The organism is Dyella sp. OK584 (genome assembly GCF_057787755.1).
The window spans coordinates 760,904-780,110 of the sequence record NZ_CM173542.1 but is presented as its reverse complement, the minus strand read 5'-3'; the positions used below and the strand labels follow the sequence as shown (position 1 = coordinate 780,110).

18 protein-coding genes are annotated in these 19,207 nt (G+C 63.6%); 8 read left to right on the top strand and 10 right to left on the bottom strand.

The window, feature by feature from the left end; translation table 11 throughout:
* The first annotated feature begins 122 nt into the window (after positions 1–122).
* On the top strand, positions 123–581 hold the full coding sequence (locus AC3CBN_RS03455; RefSeq protein ID WP_488635429.1) for a GNAT family N-acetyltransferase: 459 nt from the start codon (positions 123–125) through the stop codon (positions 579–581).
* Between the two features lie 453 nt (positions 582–1,034).
* On the opposite strand, the gene AC3CBN_RS03450 is transcribed toward AC3CBN_RS03455, so the two are convergent.
* The 5 genes from AC3CBN_RS03450 to AC3CBN_RS03430 form a co-directional block, all read right to left on the bottom strand.
* Positions 1,035–2,681, bottom strand: coding sequence for a bifunctional AfsR/SARP family transcriptional regulator/alpha/beta hydrolase (locus tag AC3CBN_RS03450; RefSeq protein ID WP_488635428.1), 1,647 nt, complete (start codon positions 2,679–2,681; stop codon positions 1,035–1,037).
* 8 nt (positions 2,682–2,689) lie between these two features.
* A complete protein-coding gene (locus AC3CBN_RS03445; protein ID WP_488635427.1) occupies positions 2,690–3,586 on the bottom strand; it encodes an alpha/beta hydrolase family protein in 897 nt (298 codons plus the stop codon).
* An 883-nt stretch (positions 3,587–4,469) separates the two neighbouring features.
* Positions 4,470–5,213 carry a phosphatase PAP2 family protein gene (locus AC3CBN_RS03440; RefSeq protein WP_488635426.1) on the bottom strand — a complete coding sequence of 248 codons (744 nt, stop codon included), beginning with the start codon at positions 5,211–5,213 and terminating at the stop codon, positions 4,470–4,472.
* A 22-nt stretch (positions 5,214–5,235) separates the two neighbouring features.
* Positions 5,236–7,560: a TonB-dependent receptor gene (locus AC3CBN_RS03435; RefSeq protein ID WP_488635425.1), complete on the bottom strand. Its 2,325-nt coding sequence runs from the start codon at positions 7,558–7,560 to the stop codon at positions 5,236–5,238.
* Between the two features lie 160 nt (positions 7,561–7,720).
* Positions 7,721–8,122, bottom strand: a complete 402-nt coding sequence (locus tag AC3CBN_RS03430; protein ID WP_488635424.1) for a cupin domain-containing protein — start codon at positions 8,120–8,122, stop codon at positions 7,721–7,723.
* A 144-nt stretch (positions 8,123–8,266) separates the two neighbouring features.
* Here AC3CBN_RS03430 and AC3CBN_RS03425 point away from each other — a divergent pair, with 144 nt between their 5' ends.
* Positions 8,267–9,346, top strand: a complete 1,080-nt coding sequence (locus AC3CBN_RS03425) for an oxidoreductase (protein WP_488635423.1) — start codon at positions 8,267–8,269, stop codon at positions 9,344–9,346.
* Between the two features lie 199 nt (positions 9,347–9,545).
* On the opposite strand, the gene AC3CBN_RS03420 is transcribed toward AC3CBN_RS03425, so the two are convergent.
* On the bottom strand, positions 9,546–9,743 hold the full coding sequence (locus AC3CBN_RS03420; protein WP_488635422.1) for a hypothetical protein: 198 nt from the start codon (positions 9,741–9,743) through the stop codon (positions 9,546–9,548).
* Positions 9,744–9,769: 26 nt separating this feature from the next.
* The gene (locus AC3CBN_RS03415; RefSeq protein WP_488635421.1) at positions 9,770–10,396 is read right to left on the bottom strand and encodes a glutathione S-transferase family protein; all 627 of its coding nucleotides are present in this window, start codon (positions 10,394–10,396) and stop codon (positions 9,770–9,772) included.
* 112 nt (positions 10,397–10,508) lie between these two features.
* Here AC3CBN_RS03415 and AC3CBN_RS03410 point away from each other — a divergent pair, with 112 nt between their 5' ends.
* Positions 10,509–10,979 carry an Lrp/AsnC family transcriptional regulator gene (locus AC3CBN_RS03410; protein ID WP_488635420.1) on the top strand — a complete coding sequence of 157 codons (471 nt, stop codon included), beginning with the start codon at positions 10,509–10,511 and terminating at the stop codon, positions 10,977–10,979.
* Between the two features lie 54 nt (positions 10,980–11,033).
* Here the strand turns inward: AC3CBN_RS03410 and AC3CBN_RS03405 are convergent, their stop codons facing one another.
* Positions 11,034–12,026, bottom strand: coding sequence for an aldo/keto reductase (locus tag AC3CBN_RS03405; RefSeq protein ID WP_488635419.1), 993 nt, complete (start codon positions 12,024–12,026; stop codon positions 11,034–11,036).
* 109 nt (positions 12,027–12,135) lie between these two features.
* Here AC3CBN_RS03405 and AC3CBN_RS03400 point away from each other — a divergent pair, with 109 nt between their 5' ends.
* Entirely contained in the window at positions 12,136–13,035 is a 900-nt protein-coding gene (locus AC3CBN_RS03400; protein ID WP_488635418.1) for a LysR family transcriptional regulator, read from the top strand.
* Positions 13,036–13,051: 16 nt separating this feature from the next.
* Here the strand turns inward: AC3CBN_RS03400 and AC3CBN_RS03395 are convergent, their stop codons facing one another.
* Both AC3CBN_RS03395 and AC3CBN_RS03390 read right to left on the bottom strand, forming a co-directional pair.
* Positions 13,052–13,816 carry a bestrophin-like domain gene (locus tag AC3CBN_RS03395; protein ID WP_488635417.1) on the bottom strand — a complete coding sequence of 255 codons (765 nt, stop codon included), beginning with the start codon at positions 13,814–13,816 and terminating at the stop codon, positions 13,052–13,054.
* 36 nt (positions 13,817–13,852) lie between these two features.
* Positions 13,853–15,901, bottom strand: a complete 2,049-nt coding sequence (locus AC3CBN_RS03390) for an amidohydrolase family protein (RefSeq protein WP_488635416.1) — start codon at positions 15,899–15,901, stop codon at positions 13,853–13,855.
* Positions 15,902–16,086: 185 nt separating this feature from the next.
* Between AC3CBN_RS03390 and AC3CBN_RS03385 the strand changes: the two genes are divergently transcribed.
* The 4 genes from AC3CBN_RS03385 to mdtI all read left to right on the top strand — a co-directional run bounded on the left by AC3CBN_RS03385 (position 16,087) and on the right by mdtI (position 19,043).
* A complete protein-coding gene (locus AC3CBN_RS03385; protein WP_488635415.1) occupies positions 16,087–17,214 on the top strand; it encodes an FAD-dependent oxidoreductase in 1,128 nt (375 codons plus the stop codon).
* A gap of 167 nt (positions 17,215–17,381) precedes the next feature.
* Entirely contained in the window at positions 17,382–17,750 is a 369-nt protein-coding gene (locus tag AC3CBN_RS03380) for a hypothetical protein (RefSeq protein WP_488635414.1), read from the top strand.
* Between the two features lie 617 nt (positions 17,751–18,367).
* Complete coding sequence (locus AC3CBN_RS03375) at positions 18,368–18,721, top strand: SMR family transporter (RefSeq protein ID WP_488635413.1); 354 nt, start codon at positions 18,368–18,370, stop codon at positions 18,719–18,721.
* Complete coding sequence (gene mdtI / locus AC3CBN_RS03370; RefSeq protein ID WP_488635412.1) at positions 18,711–19,043, top strand: multidrug/spermidine efflux SMR transporter subunit MdtI; 333 nt, start codon at positions 18,711–18,713, stop codon at positions 19,041–19,043. The genes AC3CBN_RS03375 and mdtI overlap by 11 nt, the downstream gene beginning before the upstream one ends.
* Positions 19,044–19,207: the final 164 nt, after the last annotated feature.

Below are 19,207 nucleotides of genomic sequence, written 5' to 3'. Positions count from 1 at the left end.
TTTCAACCTGAGCATTGGTGGTCGGGCTCGGGGTGTTGGCGGGGCAATCACGCTATAAGCGGAATGTCTGCTTCCGGCCCGCAGCGGACCTCATGGACTGATCTTGTCACTTCGGAGCCATTATGGATGTTCGAACACTCGGTACAAATGACCTCGACCTGATTTGTCGGCACCGCGAAGAGATGTTTCGGGATGCGGGTAGAAGCGATGACGTGTTGAGGCTTATGACCGAGCATTTCCGCGAATGGGCTAGACCACGTTTGTTGGATGGATCCTATTTTGGCTATCTCATGCTGGACGATGGTGCGCCTGTCGCTGGAATCGGCCTGATGCTCATCGACTGGCCGCCTCATCCCGAGCATCCGACGCATGAAAAACGCGGATACGTCCTTAACGTCTTTGTTGAGCCAGACCACAGGAGGCGTGGATTGGCCGGTGAGCTGATGAAGCTGGCCGAAGCGGAGTTCGTCAGGCGCGAGGTTCGCTATGCCGTCCTGCATGCAACGGAGAAGGGCAAGCCGCTATATGAGAGGTTGGGTTGGAACGGCACTACGGAAATGGCAAAAGCGTTGCCTTTATAACGTCCGCCACCCAAAGCGGACATGCCGGGAAGCATCACATAGGACAGGCAATGCCGGACTAAAAGTCGATGGACGAAACTCGGAAATGGAATGCAGAGGTTGATGTTGCGCTCCCATCCGGAGGCGTTGTCGATCAATCGCTCTATCTGCGGCTCTTGGAGGCCTACCGGTATGACGCTGCCTCGACTGTTGGCTGGGTCGAAGCCAAGATGAGAGTGTTACTGAACCGAGTGAAACAAGGAAAAGGGCTTAGCTTGTTTGCTCCATCACTACAGGAGCAAAAGCCAGTTCGGAGCGAGCTAGAGCTCCGATCCTGGATTGGCGAGAATTTCCCCGGGCTGAGCGTGTAGCAAGATCCGCTTCCGGCCCGAACCAGACGGTCGAGATTTTCCGATCGATTGACCGGTGTACCTTGCAAGCTGACGCACCATAGCGAGGGTGAAGGCGGGCTCGCTAGCGCTCAACGCTGTCAGCCAAACGCTGTGCAAAGCCCTTGATCGCTTCGATGATCGGTGCCGTCTCGCCTAGCCACCACCAATGCGCGGTACCGGGCAATTCAAGCCACTGGGCGCCGGAAATGGCGGTCGCGACGTGGCGGCCGGCGTCGACGCGCACGGCGCGGTCGCCCGTTCGATGCATGACAAGCGTCGGCACGCGCACCTGCGGCAGCAGGGCGCGTACATCGCTCAGCGCAAGCGTGCGTAGGACAGCGTGCATGCAGCGCGGGCTGGAGCCGAGGCGGAGCATGCGCGCCCACCAGCGCTGCACCAGCGGATCGTTCGCGTGGTCTGGCGCGAAGGTGCCGATTGCTGCGGGCCGCCCCCATTGCGCGACGAGCGCATCGAGCCAACGCTCATAGCGCTCGGCGGTCAGTGCCCACGGATAGTCGTGCGTCGCAGTACCACGCGCAAGCGTGGCCCAGAGGGCCAGCCCCGCGACGCGCTCTGGATGCTCGACCGCGAGCCGAATCGCGATCGACCCGCCTTCGGACACCGCGAACACGAGCGCGCGTCGGCTGCCCGCCGCATCGAGTACCGCCAGCGCGTCCGCGCTGCTCACCGACGTATCGGCGGGATCGACGGTGCGATCGGAGAGCCCGACACCGCGCCGGTCGTAGAGGATGAGCCGAAAGTCGCGTGCAAGTTCGCGGAAGAAGGCCGCGGGCCCGCCAGGCTCCCAAGCCTGCTCCAGGTTCGAGACGAAGCCGCTGATAAGGAGCACATCGAGCGGACCGGCGCCATGCACTTGATAAGCGAGATGAACGTCACCGCTGCGCGTGAACCGCACCGTCGCCGGCGCGGGCGGGTTGTCGGCAAGCGTCATTGTGGCCGCGTCGCGCACGCCTATCTCATCGGCGACCTGGAGCGTTTCGGCTTCCGGTTCGACACCGAGCTCGTCGTGCAGGACCTGCCGGCATCGCTGGAACTGCTGCAACGCTGCGCGGGGTTGGCCGACGGCGGCATACAGCCGGATGAGTCGGCGCTGCGCAGCTTCATTGAGCGAATCGATCGCTACAAGGTCTTGCGCATGGTGGAGCGCACGCTCGTGCTGCTGTGCGCCTTCGAGCCGCGTGATGAGTTGCGCCAGCGCTTGCTCGCGCGCCTGGCGAAGAGATTCGCGCTGTCGTTGCAGCCACGCGGACAGCTCGTCGCATTCGTCGAGCTCCAACCCCTCCGCGAACTCGGCGGCGGCCAAACGCGCCGCGTGCTCAAGAGCGGCGAGGCTCTCCTCGGTCGCGTCCTCGGTCGAGCGATACAATCCTTGCGCCAAGGAGCTGCGCAGTGAAGCCAGATCGGTGGTGGCACACACATCGTTCGCGAGCGCGACGGTTTGACGATCAGTGACAAGCGCGCTGTGCCCCACGTGGCTCGACAACTCGTGCAACAACCGGCGCATGCGCCCGCGCGCATCAACGTCGCCGGCATCTGGCCAGAGCATTGCAGCGAGGCGGGCGCGACTCATCGGGCGCGCCTCGGCGGCGAGCAAAGCGAGAAGCGCCTGCTCGCGCCGTGCGCCCGGTTCGAACGCTCCCGATTCGCGCTCGAGCCGCACCGGCCCGAGGACGCGAAGCGCGAGATTTGCCGCCACCTCAAAGCTCATACAACGACCTACTCGAGACATTCGACTTTGGCTCGGTGCAATTGCGCGCGCACCCAAGCGGTGATTTCAGCGACCACCTCGTCCGGACTCCGCGCCCAGGAAAAGTGACGCCGCCACGGCGCATCGGCCACAACGCCGTCGATCTGCCGACGCTCGATCGCGCAGGATGCGAGCTTCGCAAGCAGCTCGGTCGCCGCGCCCGTCGGCGCCACGGGATCGGCACGAATTTCGACCGACAGCACGGGCAACGCGATGCCATTCAGCGCCTCCTCGTAGTCAATTCTACTGCCTGCACAGCGATACCGGCCGGTGCAGGCGTTGTAACTCCAATCGGCCATCAATCGACGCGGCTGATCGCCGCCGAAGCCCAGCAGCCTGCCCGGGTACCAGGGCAGCAACGCAGCCAGGACGCGGACGGTCTGCACCACGATGCCCGCGCGCCATCGCGATGCCTTTGGCCACACGCGATAGTGGGCGGTGCCGCTCGCCACCAGGATCAAACCCGCCAGGCAGGGCGCCGAGTGCGCTGCCGCGAGGCTGCCGAGCTGACCGCCCAGACTATGGCCGACGAGATAAATGGGTTGACCGGGAAACTGCCCGGCGATTGCGGCGATCAACGACGGAATGTCTTGGGTGACGATTTCCTGATAGCCGAATCGAGCGCCACGTCGTGCGAGCGCCGCGCTTTCGCCCTGTCCGCGCAGATCGGTCAGCACCGCCGCGCCCGCGGCAGCTTGCGCAAGCGCTTCCGCGAACGGCGTATAGAAGCTCGCGGCGACACCCATCGCCGGTAGGCAGACGAACACCGGCGCGTGCGCGCGCGGCCGAGAATGATTGAAGATGACTACAAGCGTCGTCTCATCGTCATCAGCGAACAATGTTCCGCTGGGATCGAAGATCGTCATGACCGGCTCCAGGTTCTACAAGGAGCCGTGAGCGTAGCGAGGGAGCGTCCGCTGAACGTCCGCTAGCAGCTCTGGGGGGCGTGGAGCCGGTCGAATCGGCCCAGGGGATCGGGCTGCTTGGTGCAGCGTGTCGTGGAAGTGGCCTTTGGTGATTCGGCACTACGACGCAAACCTATATCGGGCGGCGCTTCGGACCAGTCATTCTCGACGTGGCTTTCTGAGCCGTCGATGGCAACTCGTGGCCGATAGCGGTCATAGGTGCGCGCGCGGGACGGCAGAGCTGGTGCTGGTGTCAGCTTCCGACCCATAGCGACCCATAGTGGACCTTACCGATGTTCGCAGGTAGGCAAAGCCAGCGCCGAGTTCAGACGTCGCCGGAATAGTGGTCATCCGTGGCCGGAATCCGCAGCGTAGCGCCCCAGCTAGGGCTTAAGGGCATCCCAACCCCCCCGTTAAAGGCCCCTCGAACTGCCCTCAATCAGGCGGCCAGACGGTGCTCGTAGTAGGGCCGGTCCGGTCGTCCAGAATGGCGTGCAGGGCGGCCAGATTGTTCGGGTCATCGTCTCGGCGCCTCGCGGTATAGCCGCGGTGCCTAACCTTGGGCCGCCAGCCAATAGACCGGCAATGCCTTCCAAGCTTGTATCCAACACACTGCTGCGAGCTCGTCAGGCGCTTTCTTTGGGCCACGTTTCTTTGAGCTAGCAAAGAAAGGTGGCTCGGCTGCCGGCAGGCGGTCGAAACGCCCGCGGCGTCCCACGGGGACTTCCTTCGGTCGTAAGCGGCAAGCTAGCCGCAACACCGCCATCCTGGCGATCACCCCGAAGCCCAATGCCGCAATCAACACGCATACGGACCAGAACTCCAAAAGGACTCCAAACAAGCTCTAAGGAGATCGCGGAGAAGCCATTGCACCATCGACAAGGCCAGCTACCTTCAGCTCTTCTCGGGCAGACGCCAGGTCGTGCTGCATCGTCGGCGAGGCCAGCATGTCGGCGGCCAGGGCCTGTCCGAATTCACGCCCCGCGTAAATGTCCTGCAACGTATGCACGCCCTTCACAACACGCCGCCAGCCAATATCGCGTGCGTGTTGCATCAGTGCATCGGCATTCTGCGGAAACAGCTGGGCCAGCAACAGCGCATCCACCGTGGCGCGGCTGGAGTGCCCGCTGGGATAACCGAAGCTCTTCTTGCTGGCTTCGGCCGGGTTCATGGCACAGGCCGAGGCGGGCGGACAAGGGCGCAGGCGTTTCCAGTGCTTCTTAGACAGGTCGACCGCTTCCTTCGTTTCATGCTCGGCCTCCTTGAACAGCGCGACGACGTGCGGAAGTTTGTCCGCGCGGAACGCTGGGCCGATCACGGTGGAGAACGCAAAAGCGTCGAACTTCTCTTCCTGTTCAGCCTGGGAGAAATCCTGCGGCGAGCGGTCGGCAAAGGCGCGGTCGGCGGTGGCGCGGTCGGCAAGGTCTTCCGCGCTGCCGGGCAGGCTCGGAGGCGGAAGCGCGGCCATGGCGCTATTGACCTGCGCGGGGCTCAGATAGATGTCGGCATTGTGTGCGCTGGCGGCGCACGCGACGGCCGGTGCGAGCAGCAGGGCGGCCACGCGTGCGGCAATGAGATTGGGCTTCATGATCATGCGTTCCTTCACTCGATCACAGGCCCAGCGACACGGAGGCAAACCAGCTGCGGCCCGGCAGCACGTAGTACGAACCCACGTTGCCGCTCACCGAGTTGATGACGAGGTTGTGGGCGTCGAACAGGTTGTCCAGCTGCAGGCGCACCTTGTAACTCTTGATCACCGAGCCAGTGAGGTTCTGGCCGTAGCCCACGCTCATCGCCGCCTGCCAGTAGCCGCCAGTGCCCATGGTCGAAGTCACCGACGAGGCCACATCAGGATTGAAGCTGGAGTTGTAGGCTTTTTGGCTGCCCACGTACTTGTCGTACAGCGAGGAGAAGAAGCCGTTCTGCTCATACAGCACGCCGACCGCCGCCGTGCGATTGGGCACGTTGGGCAGGTCGAGCTGCGAACCCTTGAAGGTCGCGTCCTGCAGGGAGCCGTTGGCGAACACGCTGGTACCGCCGCCCACGTAGTAGGTCAGCTCACCTTCGATGCCCTTGATGTACGCGCCCCTGGCGAGGTAGTACACCGGATCGGTAGTGCCAGGCACGGTGGTGGAGAAAGCGTAGTTCTTGAAGTTGATGAAATAGACGTCCGCGTCGGCATTGAAGCGATCGGTCTTGTAGACCGTGCCGAACTGGTAGTTCATGGTCTGCTCGGGCTGCGCCTTGTTGAGCGTCGGATCCGGCACGTAGAACTCGTTGAGGTTCGGCGTGAGGAAACCCTGTGCGGCCGTGGCGTAAATGCTCCAGTCGTCGCGCAGCAGATAGTTGGCGGAAAGATAGCCGAGCGTCTTGTTCCAGCTCTGGCTGTAGTACAGCGGCGTCTTGGTGGTCTGGTTGATTGGCGCCTCGATGTCACGGGTGACGTCGAAGTACTTCACGCCAGGCGTGATGCTCAGACCGTCGGTGGGATACCACTCGTATTCGGCGTAGAGCTGGCTGGTGTGCAGCTGATCCTTCATGGTGTACTTGTACGGACCGCTGTAGACACCCTTGCTGTTGAAGCTGCCATACAGGGGCTGGCCGGCCTTGACGTCAATGGCACCGTCGCGGGCGTAGTCGATGGCGATGCTGCTGCGCTGGTTGTTGATGTACTCATACCAGCCGCCGGTGCGGAACTGGCCGTTGTCATCGGCGTGCACGAGCTGGAACGTGTCGCCCCACGCACGATAGTTGTTGATCTTGACGTAGCCACCCATGCTGGTCTTCGACGTCTTGGTGCCGACGTACGGACTCTCGTGGCTGGTGTTGTCATAGGCGTAGGTGTAGACCTTGTTGTCCAGCGACCACGTTTCCGACAGCGCGCTGTGCACGCCGAGGTATTCCAGGTCGGTCTGCTTGGTCTGGAAGTTGTAGCAGGCGCAGTTGGTGCTGGTGCGGTCTTGGTTGAGGCCAAAGTTGCTTCCCAGCTGCGCGATCTGCTGCAGGGTCAGCGAGCTCAGGTTCGGATTGTTGAACCGAATGTAGTTGTAGTTGCTGAGGAAGGTGATCTCGGTGCTGGTGCCGATGGGCTGCACATATTTGATGTAGCCCGTCTTGCGCGAGCTGTCGCCATCGGTCTTGGCGGTGTTCGTGCTGATGTATTGCGCGCTGGCGATGAACTTGCCGCCGCCGAGATCATCGAGCTTGCCGGAGTTCACCTCCAGATGGGTAAGCGAGGTGTCGTAGCTGCCAAAGCTCTGCGTCGGGATGAACGCGAACGTATCCGTCGGGTCCTTCGAACTCAAGGCCACGGTGCCGCCGAAGGTGGCCTGGCCGATGGTGCTGGCGTTGCCGGGGCCGCGATCGACCAACACCTGGCCGATCATCTTGGCCGGGAAGTAGCTGCTGGTGTGATGGCTGAAATCGTTGGTGTCGCCAAACGGGATGCCGTCATAGGTGACGTTGTATTGGTTGTCGTTGAAACCGCGCAGCGTCATCTGCTTGGACTCGCCAAGGCCGGGGCCTGCGGGGCTCACGTTGGTCACGTTCGGCGCGATGGCGGCGATGGTCGCGTAGTCGGCCGTGGGAGCGACGTGGTTGCTGATCCAGTCCAGGCCGATCACCGACTGTGGCTGGGTGATGTTTAGATCGGCCTGGGTCGGTGCCTGCGTCAGCGCCGAGTTGGCGACCGTGCCTTGAACTTCCACTTCCTCAAGCTGCTTGGGCGGCTTGAGCGCATTGGGATTGGGCTTGCCGGGCGACGCTTCCGCGGGTGTCGCGCTGGTATCGGCATCGGTGGCGTGCAGCGGAACGCTCAGGCACAGGCCGGCAAGCATCACCAGGCCAAGCGGCGCACGCCACTGACGGATACCGAGGGAAATCGGGCGCAAGGCGAGGAACGGCGCGGGCGCGCGCCGGCTGGATGAGGTAGACATGGCGGCCTGTGTAGTGGCTGGAATCAGCGCACTAGCGTGGGATCGCCGTTTGACAGTTCTGTTGCACGAGGGTGATGCACGCAGGCCGTTTGCTTAGGCCTGTCTTAGCGCGAGCTTGGCGTTGTCGAGGTGGGAGCGACCAGGCGCGCGGCCGGGGGCGCTATTTCACCGGCTCGGCCAGCGGCTTGCCCTTGTCGACAATCCAGGTGGAAAGCGCTGTGCCGCCGTCGCTGCCAGGCGCGGCGGCGAGGCTGTGCACGGCGCCGCGGACGTTGAAGAAATGATCGCCGGCCTTGAGCACCTGATCCGGCTGCCCGCGGGTCTTCAGCACGAGGTTGCCCTTGAGGACATAGCCCGATTCGTCGCCATCGTGCGTATGCCAGCCGATGACGGTACCGGCCGGCAGCTCGGCCGTGCCGATGACGATCTCTTTGCCGGGCACGCCGCTCTGGTCATGCTTGTCGAGGATGGTGCGCTTGGGTTGCGCATCCTGGGCGTAAGTACCCGCACACAGCGCCATGGCAGCGAACATGGCAGTAATCACGACCCATCGATTGCGCATGACGGCTTCCTCGATGCAGACCAACGATTGCGGCGCATCTTGCACGCGGCTTCGTTACAGCGACGCGAAACCGCAAATGTTGCCGGGCGCTTCGAAAATCATGACTTACCATGTCCGTCTTCATTGCCAGTCGCATGGAGCCTCATGAAAGACACTTCCTCGCCGATACGCGTGGCATTGATCGGCTACGGTTACGCCGGCAAGACCTTCCACGCACCGTTGATCCGGAGCGTGCCCGGACTCGAACTTGCCGTGGTGGTATCGCGCGATGCAAGCAAGGTGCATGCGGATCTACCTGACGTCGACGTGGTGGCCAACGCGGACGCGGTCATGGCCGACCCGCGCGTGGAACTGGTAGTGATCGCATCACCCAACGACACCCACGCGCCGCTGGCGCGCGCTGCGCTTGAGGCCAGCAAGCATGTGGTGGTGGACAAACCCTTTGCGCTCGACGTGGCTCAGGCGCGCGAACTGGCGGCCGTTGCTACGCGGCAAGGGCGCGCGCTTTCGGTGTTCCAGAACCGTCGCTGGGACAGTGATTTTCTCGGCGTGCGACACGCACTCGCACAGGGCCTGCTGGGCGAGGTGATGCACTTCGAATCGCATATCGACCGCTTCCGTCCGCAGGTGCGTGCGCGCTGGCGGGAGCAGCAAGGTCCGGGCAGCGGGCTGTGGTACGACCTGGGGCCGCATCTGGTGGATCAGGCCTTGCTGCTGTTCGGTTTGCCCGGGCACGTGATGGCCAGCATGGCGATCCAGCGCGAGGGCGGCGAGTCGACGGACTGGGCGCACGTGGTGCTGGAATACGGTGCGCGCCGCGTGATTCTGCACGCCAGCATGTTGGTGGCGGGCGGCAGCCCGCGCTTCACCCTGCACGGTACGCGCGGAAGCCTGATCAAGCCGCAGGCCGACCGTCAGGAGGCGCAGTTGTTGGCCGGCATGCGACCGGGCGAGGTGGGCTGGGGCGAAGACCTCGATGCCATGTTGTTCCACGATGGCAGCGGAACGGTGTTGCACGTGCCGGTGCCCGCAGGCGACCAGCGCCAGTACTACATGGCATTGCGAGACGCGGTGTGGGGGCGTGGCATCAATCCCGTATCGCAGTGGCAGGCGGTGACGGTCATGGCGGTGCTGGAGGCGGCCATGGAGTCGGCATCGAGTGGGCGCGCTGTCACCCTTGCGCTGTCCGATGACGAACGCGGCGCCTGGCAGGCCGGCGCATAAGAAGAAAAGGCCCCCTTTCGGGGGCCTGCGGGCCGGAGCTAGGGGGGCGATCGGCCCAGAATGTCGGACATCCGTGGGAATGCCCGACGGACATAGGCTGCCGGAGCGTAGATGTGTTCGCTGTAAGCCTAGACCTACCCGCCAGGTAGGTTCGCGGAGCGTTCCATGTCGGCCCGGCGAGGATCGTCTGCGATTTCACCTATTGACCACGCAAACTGCCGTCGCCGATGCCCAGACAAAGGCGGACAGGCCACGGAAGGAAGCTCCTGCGCGGCGAAGGTTCGCGCGAGCGGGTTTCGCGTTCGGGCCGGGGCGGCAAGTTCTTCAGCCGCTGCACCAGTTTCAGGTCGGCGATGTGGCCGTGCAGGAACAGCAGGTCAGTCCATAGCGAGCTCATGGAACCTCCAGTACGCAAGGGAAGAATCAGTCGACGGTGTCGCCGGTCAGTGGCGTGTCCCGCATCGAGCGCCGCTGAATGAACGTGCGGTACCAGGCGGACAATTGCGGACGGCCGTGCTCAAAGTCAGGCAGCTCGCGGAAGGCTAGCCAGTCAAGCGCCGTGGCCAATGCGATCTGGCCGATGTCGAGGCGTTCCATGTCGACCGAATCAGCCCATTCGCGCTCGAGGAAGTCATAGGAAGCCACCAGCTTGTCGATCTGTCCGTCGCGCATGGTGGCATAGCGATAGGGCTCCGGTCGCCTCACGGTTTCGTGGCGCACGGCAATGCCGGCCTCGCACAAACCTTGCGCCAGCGCTTGCAGGCGCAGGGCAAGCCACCGCGCACGCGGTTCGTCCGGGATGAAGCGGGGGCCGTTGTGCAGGCCGTCGAGGTATTCGCAGATCACGTTGGAATCGAACAAGGCAGCGCCGTCGTCGAGCAGCAGCACCGGCACCTTGCCCAGCGGATTGACGCGGAATACGTCCTCGTTGCGCCAGGTCGGGCTGGTTTCGTGGTGCACCACCTCCAGCCGATCGGCGATGCCGGCCTCGTGGGCCATCACCAGTACCTTGCGGGCGTAGGGCGAGTGGGTCTGGTAGAGGAGTTTCATGCGTGATCGCTGCGGGAGGATGCACGCATTCTGACGGCAACATGTGCGGCTGAGCTGCGTAATGGCAGCTCTTTTCGTTGCCATGCCGCATATTTTGGCCTATCAATGCGGCATGGCTACCGACTATGAACTGGACGATTTCGACCGTGAGATTTTGCGTCGCGTACAGCGCGATGCGCGCACCACCGGTGAAGATATCGGCGCGCAGATCGGCCTTTCCGCGGCAGCCGTGCAACGTCGGCTAAAGCAGTTGCGCAAGTTGGGCGTGATCACCGCTGAAGTGGCCGTGGTGAATCCGGCGTCGGTGGGACAGATGATGGCCTTTATCGTGGGCGTGGAGATGGAGCGCGAGCGGGCGGACATGCTCGACACCTTCCGTCATGCCGCCCGCAACGATCCCAATGTGCAGCAGTGCTACTACGTGACGGGCGAGTCCGACTTCGTACTGATCGTCACCGCCAAGGACATGGACGACTTCGAGGCATTCACGCGGCGGCTGTTGTTCGACAACGCCAACATCCGCCGCTTCACCACCAACGTGGTGATGGCGCGCGACAAGGTGGGAAGCGTGGTGCCTATCTAAAAAAGCCGCGCGGCTTCACGAGAAACCGCGCGGCCAGGGACCGGACAAAACCGGTCAGACGTTGACCATGTGCATCATGGCTTCGGCGTATCGGGGGCCGGCCGCAGCATCAGGCGGGAACACCGCGTCGATCGCCCTCAGCTCGTCCGCGCTGAGCGCCACATCAAGACCGCCAAGGTTTTCGTCCAGACGATCGCGACGTTTGGTGCCCGGAATGGCCACCGCGTTCTTGTCCTGTGCCAGCACCCAGGCGAGCGCAAGTTGAGCCGGCGTGCAGCCCTTGTCGGCGGCGAGCGCCCTCACCTTGTCGACCAGTTCCAGGTTGCGGAAGAAGTTCTCGCCCTGGAAGCGCGGGTTGTTGCGGCGATAGTCGTCGGCATCGAAATCCTCCGGACTGGCGAATGCGCCGGTGAGGAAGCCGCGACCCAGCGGCGAATAGGCCACCACGCTGGTACCCAGCTTGCGGCAGGCCTCGAGCATGCCGTTCTCCTGCGGGTCGCGTGTCCACAGCGAGAACTCCACCTGCAGCGCGGCGATGGGGTGCACCTTGAAAGCACGTTCGAGCGTGGCGCCGGAGGCTTCGGAAAGACCCAGGTAGCGCACCTTGCCGGCTTTCACCAAATCGGCCATGGCGCCCACGGTTTCCTCGATCGGCACGTTGGTGTCCACGCGGTGCTGGTAGTACAGGTCGATGTGGTCGAGCCCCAGGCGCTTGAGGCTGGCGTCGCAGGAGGCGCGCACGTACTCGGGGCTGCCGTTTACGCCACGTTTGGACGGATTGTTGGGGTCGCGCACGATGCCGAACTTGGTCGCCACGAAGGCCTGATCGCGACGGTTATGGATGGCCTTGCCCACCAGTTCCTCGTTGATGTACGGGCCGTACATGTCAGCGGTGTCGAGCAGGTTGATGCCGCGTTCCAGCGCGTGGTGGATGGTGGCGATGGACTCGGCATCGTTGCGCGTGCCGTAGAAGTCGCTCATGCCCATGCAGCCGAGGCCGAGGGCGGAGACGGAGGGACCATTCTTGCCGAGCTGACGCATTTGCATGGGGGTGTCCTGGGCGGAGTGGGAAAGGCAGAACCGCATTCTTCGCGCTTACGGCCTGGCGATAAATACTCAATAATGACCATGTCTGTTGTCGAAATGGCCAACAATCATGGATCGTCTGCAAGCCATGCGAGTGTTTACGCGCATTGTCGAGCTGGGTAGTTTCACCCGCGCCGCCGACGACCTGAGCCTGCCGCGCGCCACGCTCACCCACACCATCAAGCGACTGGAGGAACGAGTCGGCGCGCACCTGTTGCAGCGGACCACGCGCCGCGTGCGACCGACCCGCGACGGCGAGGTTTATTACAACCACTGCGTGCGCCTGCTAGCCGACCTCGACGCGGTGGAGGCGGATTTTCGTGAAGCCGCCGTGGTGCCCAAGGGCAAGCTGCGTATCGACCTGGCCTCCTCGCTCGCGCGCAAGGTGTTGATACCGGCGCTGCCGAAATTTTTTGCCCGCTATCCGCAGATCGAACTGGATATCGGCACCAGCGACCGTTTCGTCGACCTGGTGCAGGAAGGCGTCGATTGCGTGCTGCGTGCTGGCGAACTGGCGGATTCGACGATGGTTGGCCGTCGCGTCGCCACGCTGTCCCAGGTCACCGTGGCCAGCAAGGACTATGTACGCCGACATGGCCACCCGCAGACACTGGCCGATCTGCAAAACGGCCACATCGCGGTGAATTGGGCGTCGCCAACCACGCGACGACTGACACCGCTCGAATTCATGGCGGGCAGGAAGATGCACGAGGTCAGCTTGCCGTCTCACGTGACCGTCAGTGGTGTCGAGGCTTACCTCAGTTGTTGCGAAGCGGGGTTGGGCATCGCGCAGTTTCCGCGTTATGGCATCGCCGAAGAGCTTGCGCGCGGAAGGCTGGTGGAGCTCCTGCCATCGTTGCCAGCGCCAGCGCTGCCCGTCACCGTGCTCTATCAGTCGCAGCGACAGTTGCCGCTGCGATTGCGCGTATTCATCGACTGGGTCGCGGAAGTGGTCGGTACGATTCCTTGAGGGTCACCCGGCCGTGCTAGCGGTTGAGCTGGGATAGCGCTTCGCGCAAGGGTGCCACGGAGACCCTGACTATGCCGCTCAGCGGCGTGTCCAGTTCCAGGATCACGAAGATGGCACCGGCTGCCGACAACGCGCAGAGCAAGAAGAACACCACCACGGTGCCGTTGTGCGGCGCGAACAGCCCGAACGCACAGAAGATGACGCATAGCCACGCCACCAGCGCGATCAACAATGGCCCGGGAATCGTGCCCTGGTTCTGCATCAGTGCCAGCCAGTGCGCGGCGAAGGCCTCATCGACAATGTCCAGCGCACGGTCGCGCAGCTGTCGATGTTCCGCATCGATGGGTGTGAGCTGCGCGAGTTGCTGCTGGAACCCTTTGACGACGTGGCCAAGTAACTGCGTGTTGTCCCGCGTCGCCAGCTTGGAGGAGTCGCCCGACGCGACAATATCGACCCACTGGCCGTAGCTGCGTTTGAGCAGTGCACGCAGCGGCTGTGCCTCCGGCCCGTACTGCGCCAAAGTGCGGTCGAGCCGGAGGATGTTGATTGCATTGCGTGCCAGGTCGCCGTTCGCCGCATCGAACGAGGCTTTGGCCGTCGAGATCAGGAGACCCAGCACCAGCGCCGTGATGGTGGCGATGAGGCCGGTGGCCAGCTTGATCGAACTGGCCGATTCCTCGACGAGATGATGCGAGGGCAGGCGCGTGCTCGCGAACATCCCGAGCAACGCGCAGCCGGACAAGCTGCCAAAGGCCACCAGGAAGATCAGCAGATGCGTCATGGCTTGCCTCCCGCCGACACATGGCCGGCGCGATGATCACTCGAACCACGCCGGCCGCTTGCTGATGCCACCCTCGGTGCGCAGCGCACTCGCATCCATCAGCTTGCCGTCCATCATCACCACTTCGGTATGGCGAAGGTCGCCGATGTTCACCGCCGGGTTGCCTTCGACCAGCACCAGGTCGGCCGCCTTGCCCACCTGGATGCTACCGGTGCGCTGGTCCGCGCCCACCAGATGAGCCGTGGCGATGGTGGCGCTGGCCAGTGCTTCGGCATTGGTGAAGCCGGCCTGCACGTACAGTTCCAGTTCGCGCACCAGTTCCAGTCCACTGCCATCGGTACCGGCCACGATCGGCACGCCCGCTTTGTGCATGGCGCCGACCAGCGCCTGCAGCTTGGCGAAGCTGGCGCGGTAGTCAGCGCGGGTGAGGTCCTTGGGCACGGTGAAGCCGCCTTGGCGGAAACCGCGTTCCACGGCCGGCGGCAAAGTACCCACGAACGGCGCATAGGCCGGCGAGAGGTCGCCGTTCTCCGGCACGTACAGGCTCTCGGCTATGACCAGTGTCGGGTCGGAAGTGATCTTGCGCTGGGCCATGGTGGCGATCAGCGATTTCATCGGGTCCTTGTCGAGATCCACATCCTTGGCGTAACGGCCCGGTCCCTCGAAGCGCCCCATGCCGTTGGACGCGTTCACCACGGCATCGGGCATGGCCTGCATCATCACGAAATAGATATGCGTGATTTCGTCGTAGCCATCGGCAATGGCCTCGCTGGCTCGCATGCCGGCGGGCAGGTGGCCGTGCACGTGCAGGCCCAGCTTGTGCGCCTCTGCGGCAGTCGCTTTCACCCAGGCCGGGTTGAACGTGCCGTAGAGCTTGATGGCGCCGAAGCCTTCGGCCTTGGCCTTGTGCACCAGCGCGATGGCTTCTTCCTGCGACGTGGCCACGCTGGCCACCTGCGCCGTGTTGGGGCCCTTACCGTCGATCAGCATCGAGGGATAGACCTTCGGCCCCAACAGCTCGCCCTTGGCACGGCGCGCGGCGCGCGACATGGTCTGCTCATCGATGTTGCCCGGATCGCGCACCGAAGTGATGCCCAGCGACAGCAGCATCGGGCCGCTGGCGTCGTCGGACACGTGCTGGTGCGAATCCCACAGGCCTGGCACCAGTGTCTTGCCATTGCCGTCGATCACTTGTGCCTGCTTCGGTACCTTCACGGATGCGACGGGACCAACCTGGGTGATCACGCCCTTGTCGACCAACACGGTTTGGCCGTCCACAAAGCGTGTGCCATCCACGAAGGCACGCACGTTGGTAAAGGCCACCGGACCGGCCGGTGTCTTTAGCAGCTTGGGCACGATGGCCTTCGCATGCTGTGCCAGCGCTTCGGCTTGTGTCTTCTCCAAAAGCGGCTGGGCCGACTCGTAGCCCACGGGCAGCCAGGACAGGCCGTTGACGAAGGCGAAGAACTTGCCCGCGGCGTCGGCCCAGATGGGCACCGGCGTATTGCTGAGGCCAGTGATCGCATAAGCCGTCACCTGCTTCTTCGCTGCGCCCTCGCCGACTGTGGCGGTGGTCAGCGGCTCGGCATGGGCCTGGCCGCCAGGTAGCAGTGCAAGCGAATGGTCGGGCGAGGCCAGCAGCTTTTCGACCAGGTCGGCATTGAGATCCATCGGGCCGCCGAAGGCCACGTACTCGGCTGGCGCGCGATACGGCGCCGAGCCCGCATCCACCGGGCTCTTCCAGTTGGCTGTGCCACTTTTCACCGCGAAGGTTTCCGCCGCATCGCCGTTGGGCGTGTGGCCGCGAATCACCACGTGTTCGAGCATGCCGTCACGGCCGAGCGTGGCGCTGCTGTCCACTTCGGTGACCATGCCGCGCAGCAGCAGGCTGTCGCGTCCCATGCGCATACCATCGGCGGTGATCCAGCGCGCCGAGGTGCCGTGCTTGCCGGCAGTCGACATGATGGTGAAACGTTGCGCGTTGGCGGGCACCGTGGCCAGCTGTTCGGTGGGCTTGGGGGCGGGAGTGTCGGCGAGACAGGGCAGCGCGAGGCACAGGACGAACGCGGCGAGCGGGGCACGCATGGGAAAGCCTCCGTTGGGTTGTCTGCGCGCAGTATCGCTGGCCTGGGGCTCCCCGCCATAGTGCTTGGACGGGGTGCCAAATGGGCTAGATCAGGCCTCCGTTGCCGCCACCATGCATCGCGTTGACGCAGGCGCGACGCCCGCAAGAGGCAGACTGTCGGCATTCGGACTCCGGAGCGATGGCCATGACGTTGGCTCATCCCGCCGTGCTGATCGTCGGCGCCGGTCCCACGGGATTGGCAGCGGCGCTGTTTCTCACGCGACGTGGCGTACCCGTGCGTATCGTCGACTCGGCGCCGCAACCATCCGTGTACTCGAAGGCACTCGCGGTCAACAGCCGAACGCTGGCGTTGTTGCATGACACCGGCGTCGCCGAACGCATCGTGGCCGAAGGCTGGGTGGCGAAGGGCGCCAGCCTGCACGAGCATGATCGCGAGGTGCTGACGCTCGACCTTCAAGCCACACTTGGCGTGCCCAACGCCATGACCGTGCTGCCGCAGGCCCGTACCGAAGCACTGTTGGCGGAGGCGTTGCAGGCGCAGGGCATCATGGTGGAGCGTGGCGTCATCTTCAGGATGCTGTCGCAAGACGCGAACCAGGTGACGTCGATCCTTTCCCACGGCGATGGTCGTCACGAGCAAGTGCATAGCGCGCTGCTGTTTGGCGCGGACGGTGCGCGTAGCGCCACGCGTGCGGCGCTTGGCCTGGAGTTCCGCGGTAGCAGCCTGGACGAGCCATGGTTGCTGTGGGATATCGGGATGCAAACGCTGCTCGATCCCTGGCGCGCCCACGTATGGTTCGAACCGGATGGATTCGTCTTTGCTTTGCGGCTAGCCGGTAATGTGTGGCGCGTGATCGGCAGCGGTACCGACCCACTGGCTGCGTTACGCCGATACAGCACGCTGGGAAGCACGAACTGGCAGTCACAGTTCCACATCAGCCATCGAGTTACCGCGCACGCCGGTGTGGGGCGCGTTGCGTTGGGTGGCGACGCGGCGCATATCCATTCGCCGATCGGTGCGCGCGGCATGAACCTGGGCATCGAGGACGCTTACGTCTATGCCGAATGCGCCACCGATGCGCTGGCGGGAAACATGGCGCGCCTGGATGACTACGACGCACTGCGTCATGCCGTGCACCAGGCGGTGGTGCGGCGCATCGGCGCCATCACGCGCATGGTCCACGGGCGTTCACCGTGGTTGCGCTGGTTGCGCGACCACGCCGTGCCAGCGGTCGGGCATCTGGCATTCGCGCGGCAGTTGATGATGCGTACCGTCGGCGGGCTCGACTATCCGGTGAAAACACGTCGGTAGGTGCGTGTTTCCCTCTCCATTTCCCCCTCAAGTCCCTCTGTCGCCTGCCGATAACAGGGAAAGCACGCCATCCGGTTCGGCAGATCCGTGCCGGTTTTGGGTGAGCGCGCTGGCATGGTTTGTTTCCATGCCACCGAAGTAACCGCCCGATGGGATGTCTTACCTGCATGACCGCTCAAAAGCCTCAATCCAAGGGACAGCGCGTGGACTGGAGCGATCCGCGCCTGCAAGCACTCCTGCGCAAATCCGAGCAATGGAAGCTCGACAACCGCGGCGCCTACGCTCCCAAGGATGTGCAGATCCACCTGGGCTGGGGCGCAACCACCGGGCAGCCGGCGGTACTGGTGTGGGAACGCGACCAGGTGATGATGCTGGAGACGCACTTCGCCATTCCGCTGGGCGAGCATGTGCGCGTGGACGAGGCACAGGGCCAAAGCATTCGAAGCATCTGGGGCATCGTGGCCGAGGGGCGCGAAGGCTTCCGCGCCGAAGACCGAGATAACGGTGTGCATCTGCACTGGCTGCATTTGCGCTGATGCTCTACCCCTCTCCCTTTCGGGGAGATGGCAGGGTGAGGGGTCGGGGCTTACGAAAGACCTCTACCTTCCGCTGCAGTGCTTTTCTGTAGGAACGCACCCTGTGCGCGACCGGTGTTACCCCAGCCTTCTCTATCCGTCATCCCTGCGAGAGCGGGGATCCAATAACTCTCGCTCTTGCTTGGCGCTACTGCCAGCTTGCCGCCTACGCGGCGGGCGTTTCGATCGCCTGCCGGCGACGCGGAGCTAGTCCCCGTGGGACGCTCGAGTCACTTTTCTTTTGCTGGCCCAAAAAGAAAAGTAACCCAAAGAAAATGGCCTAAAGGGCGCGTAGCGATGCGCAGGATACAAGCCTGACGGCTGGTGCAAGCCAGATGAGGGACGTGCTACCTCACAGACAGCGGCTACACCGCAATGCGTCAATGCACTGAGGACTTAAAGCAGCGCAGCTTCGCTTCTAGCTCCCTCTCCCCTTAGGGGAGAGGGTTGGGGTGAGGGGTCAATCTTGCGAAAGCACTTCATCGGAGCGGGCTTTGTGGAGGCTCATCCGCAAGCACCCGGAGGCGAAAACGCCGGTCCCGGCGCTAGGATGTAGCGCACAAGCCAAGGAGAACCCCATGCGCCACTGGCTGTTCATGGTCGTGGCCATCGTGACCGAAGTGCTCGGCACGCTGGTGATGAAGTACGGCTTGCATCACGGATCAAAAATCATGGGCCTGACCGTGATGTACGTGATGCTGGTGTTTTCATATACGGCCCTCGCGCTGGCGGTGAAACGCATACCGTTGGCGGTGGCCTATGGCGCCTGGGAGAGCCTCGGCATGGTGCTGATCACGCTATGCAGCGCGTGGCTGTTCGCCGAGAACCTCAATCCGGTCAAGCTGGTCGCCATTGCCTTGATCATCGCGGGCATCGTGTTGCTCGAACGCGGTACCGACGAAGCACCCTCGGGAGATCACCATGCTTCCTGAGTTCCAGCCGATCCATCTGCTTTATCTCGCCATCGCCATCGTGCTGGAAATTGCCGCCAACGTGCTGATGAAGCACTCCCACGGCTTCACCTACAAGCGCCACGCCGTGGCGGCTATCGCCTGCGCCCTGGCGGCATTCACCGCGCTGGCCTACGCCATCGAAGGCATCCAGCTCTCCATCGCCTATGGCGTGTGGGGTGGCGTGGGCCTGATCGCCACCACGGTGCTGGGCATCACCATGTTCGGCGAGCACCTGCGCCGCGATGGCTGGCTGGGGCTGGTGCTGATTACGCTGGGCGTGTGCCTGATGAAGTTTGCTTAGCGTGAGGTCTTATTTTGTTCGTCATCCCAGCGAGGAGCTTTTCAACAGCCGAAGGGCTGGTCAAGCTGGGATCCAGCGTCTTCATCGCCTTGCGGGGACAGTGGATCCCAGCTTTCCGCGGGATGACGACTCTTCAGGCCGTTCTTGGGCCGCCATCGGGACCT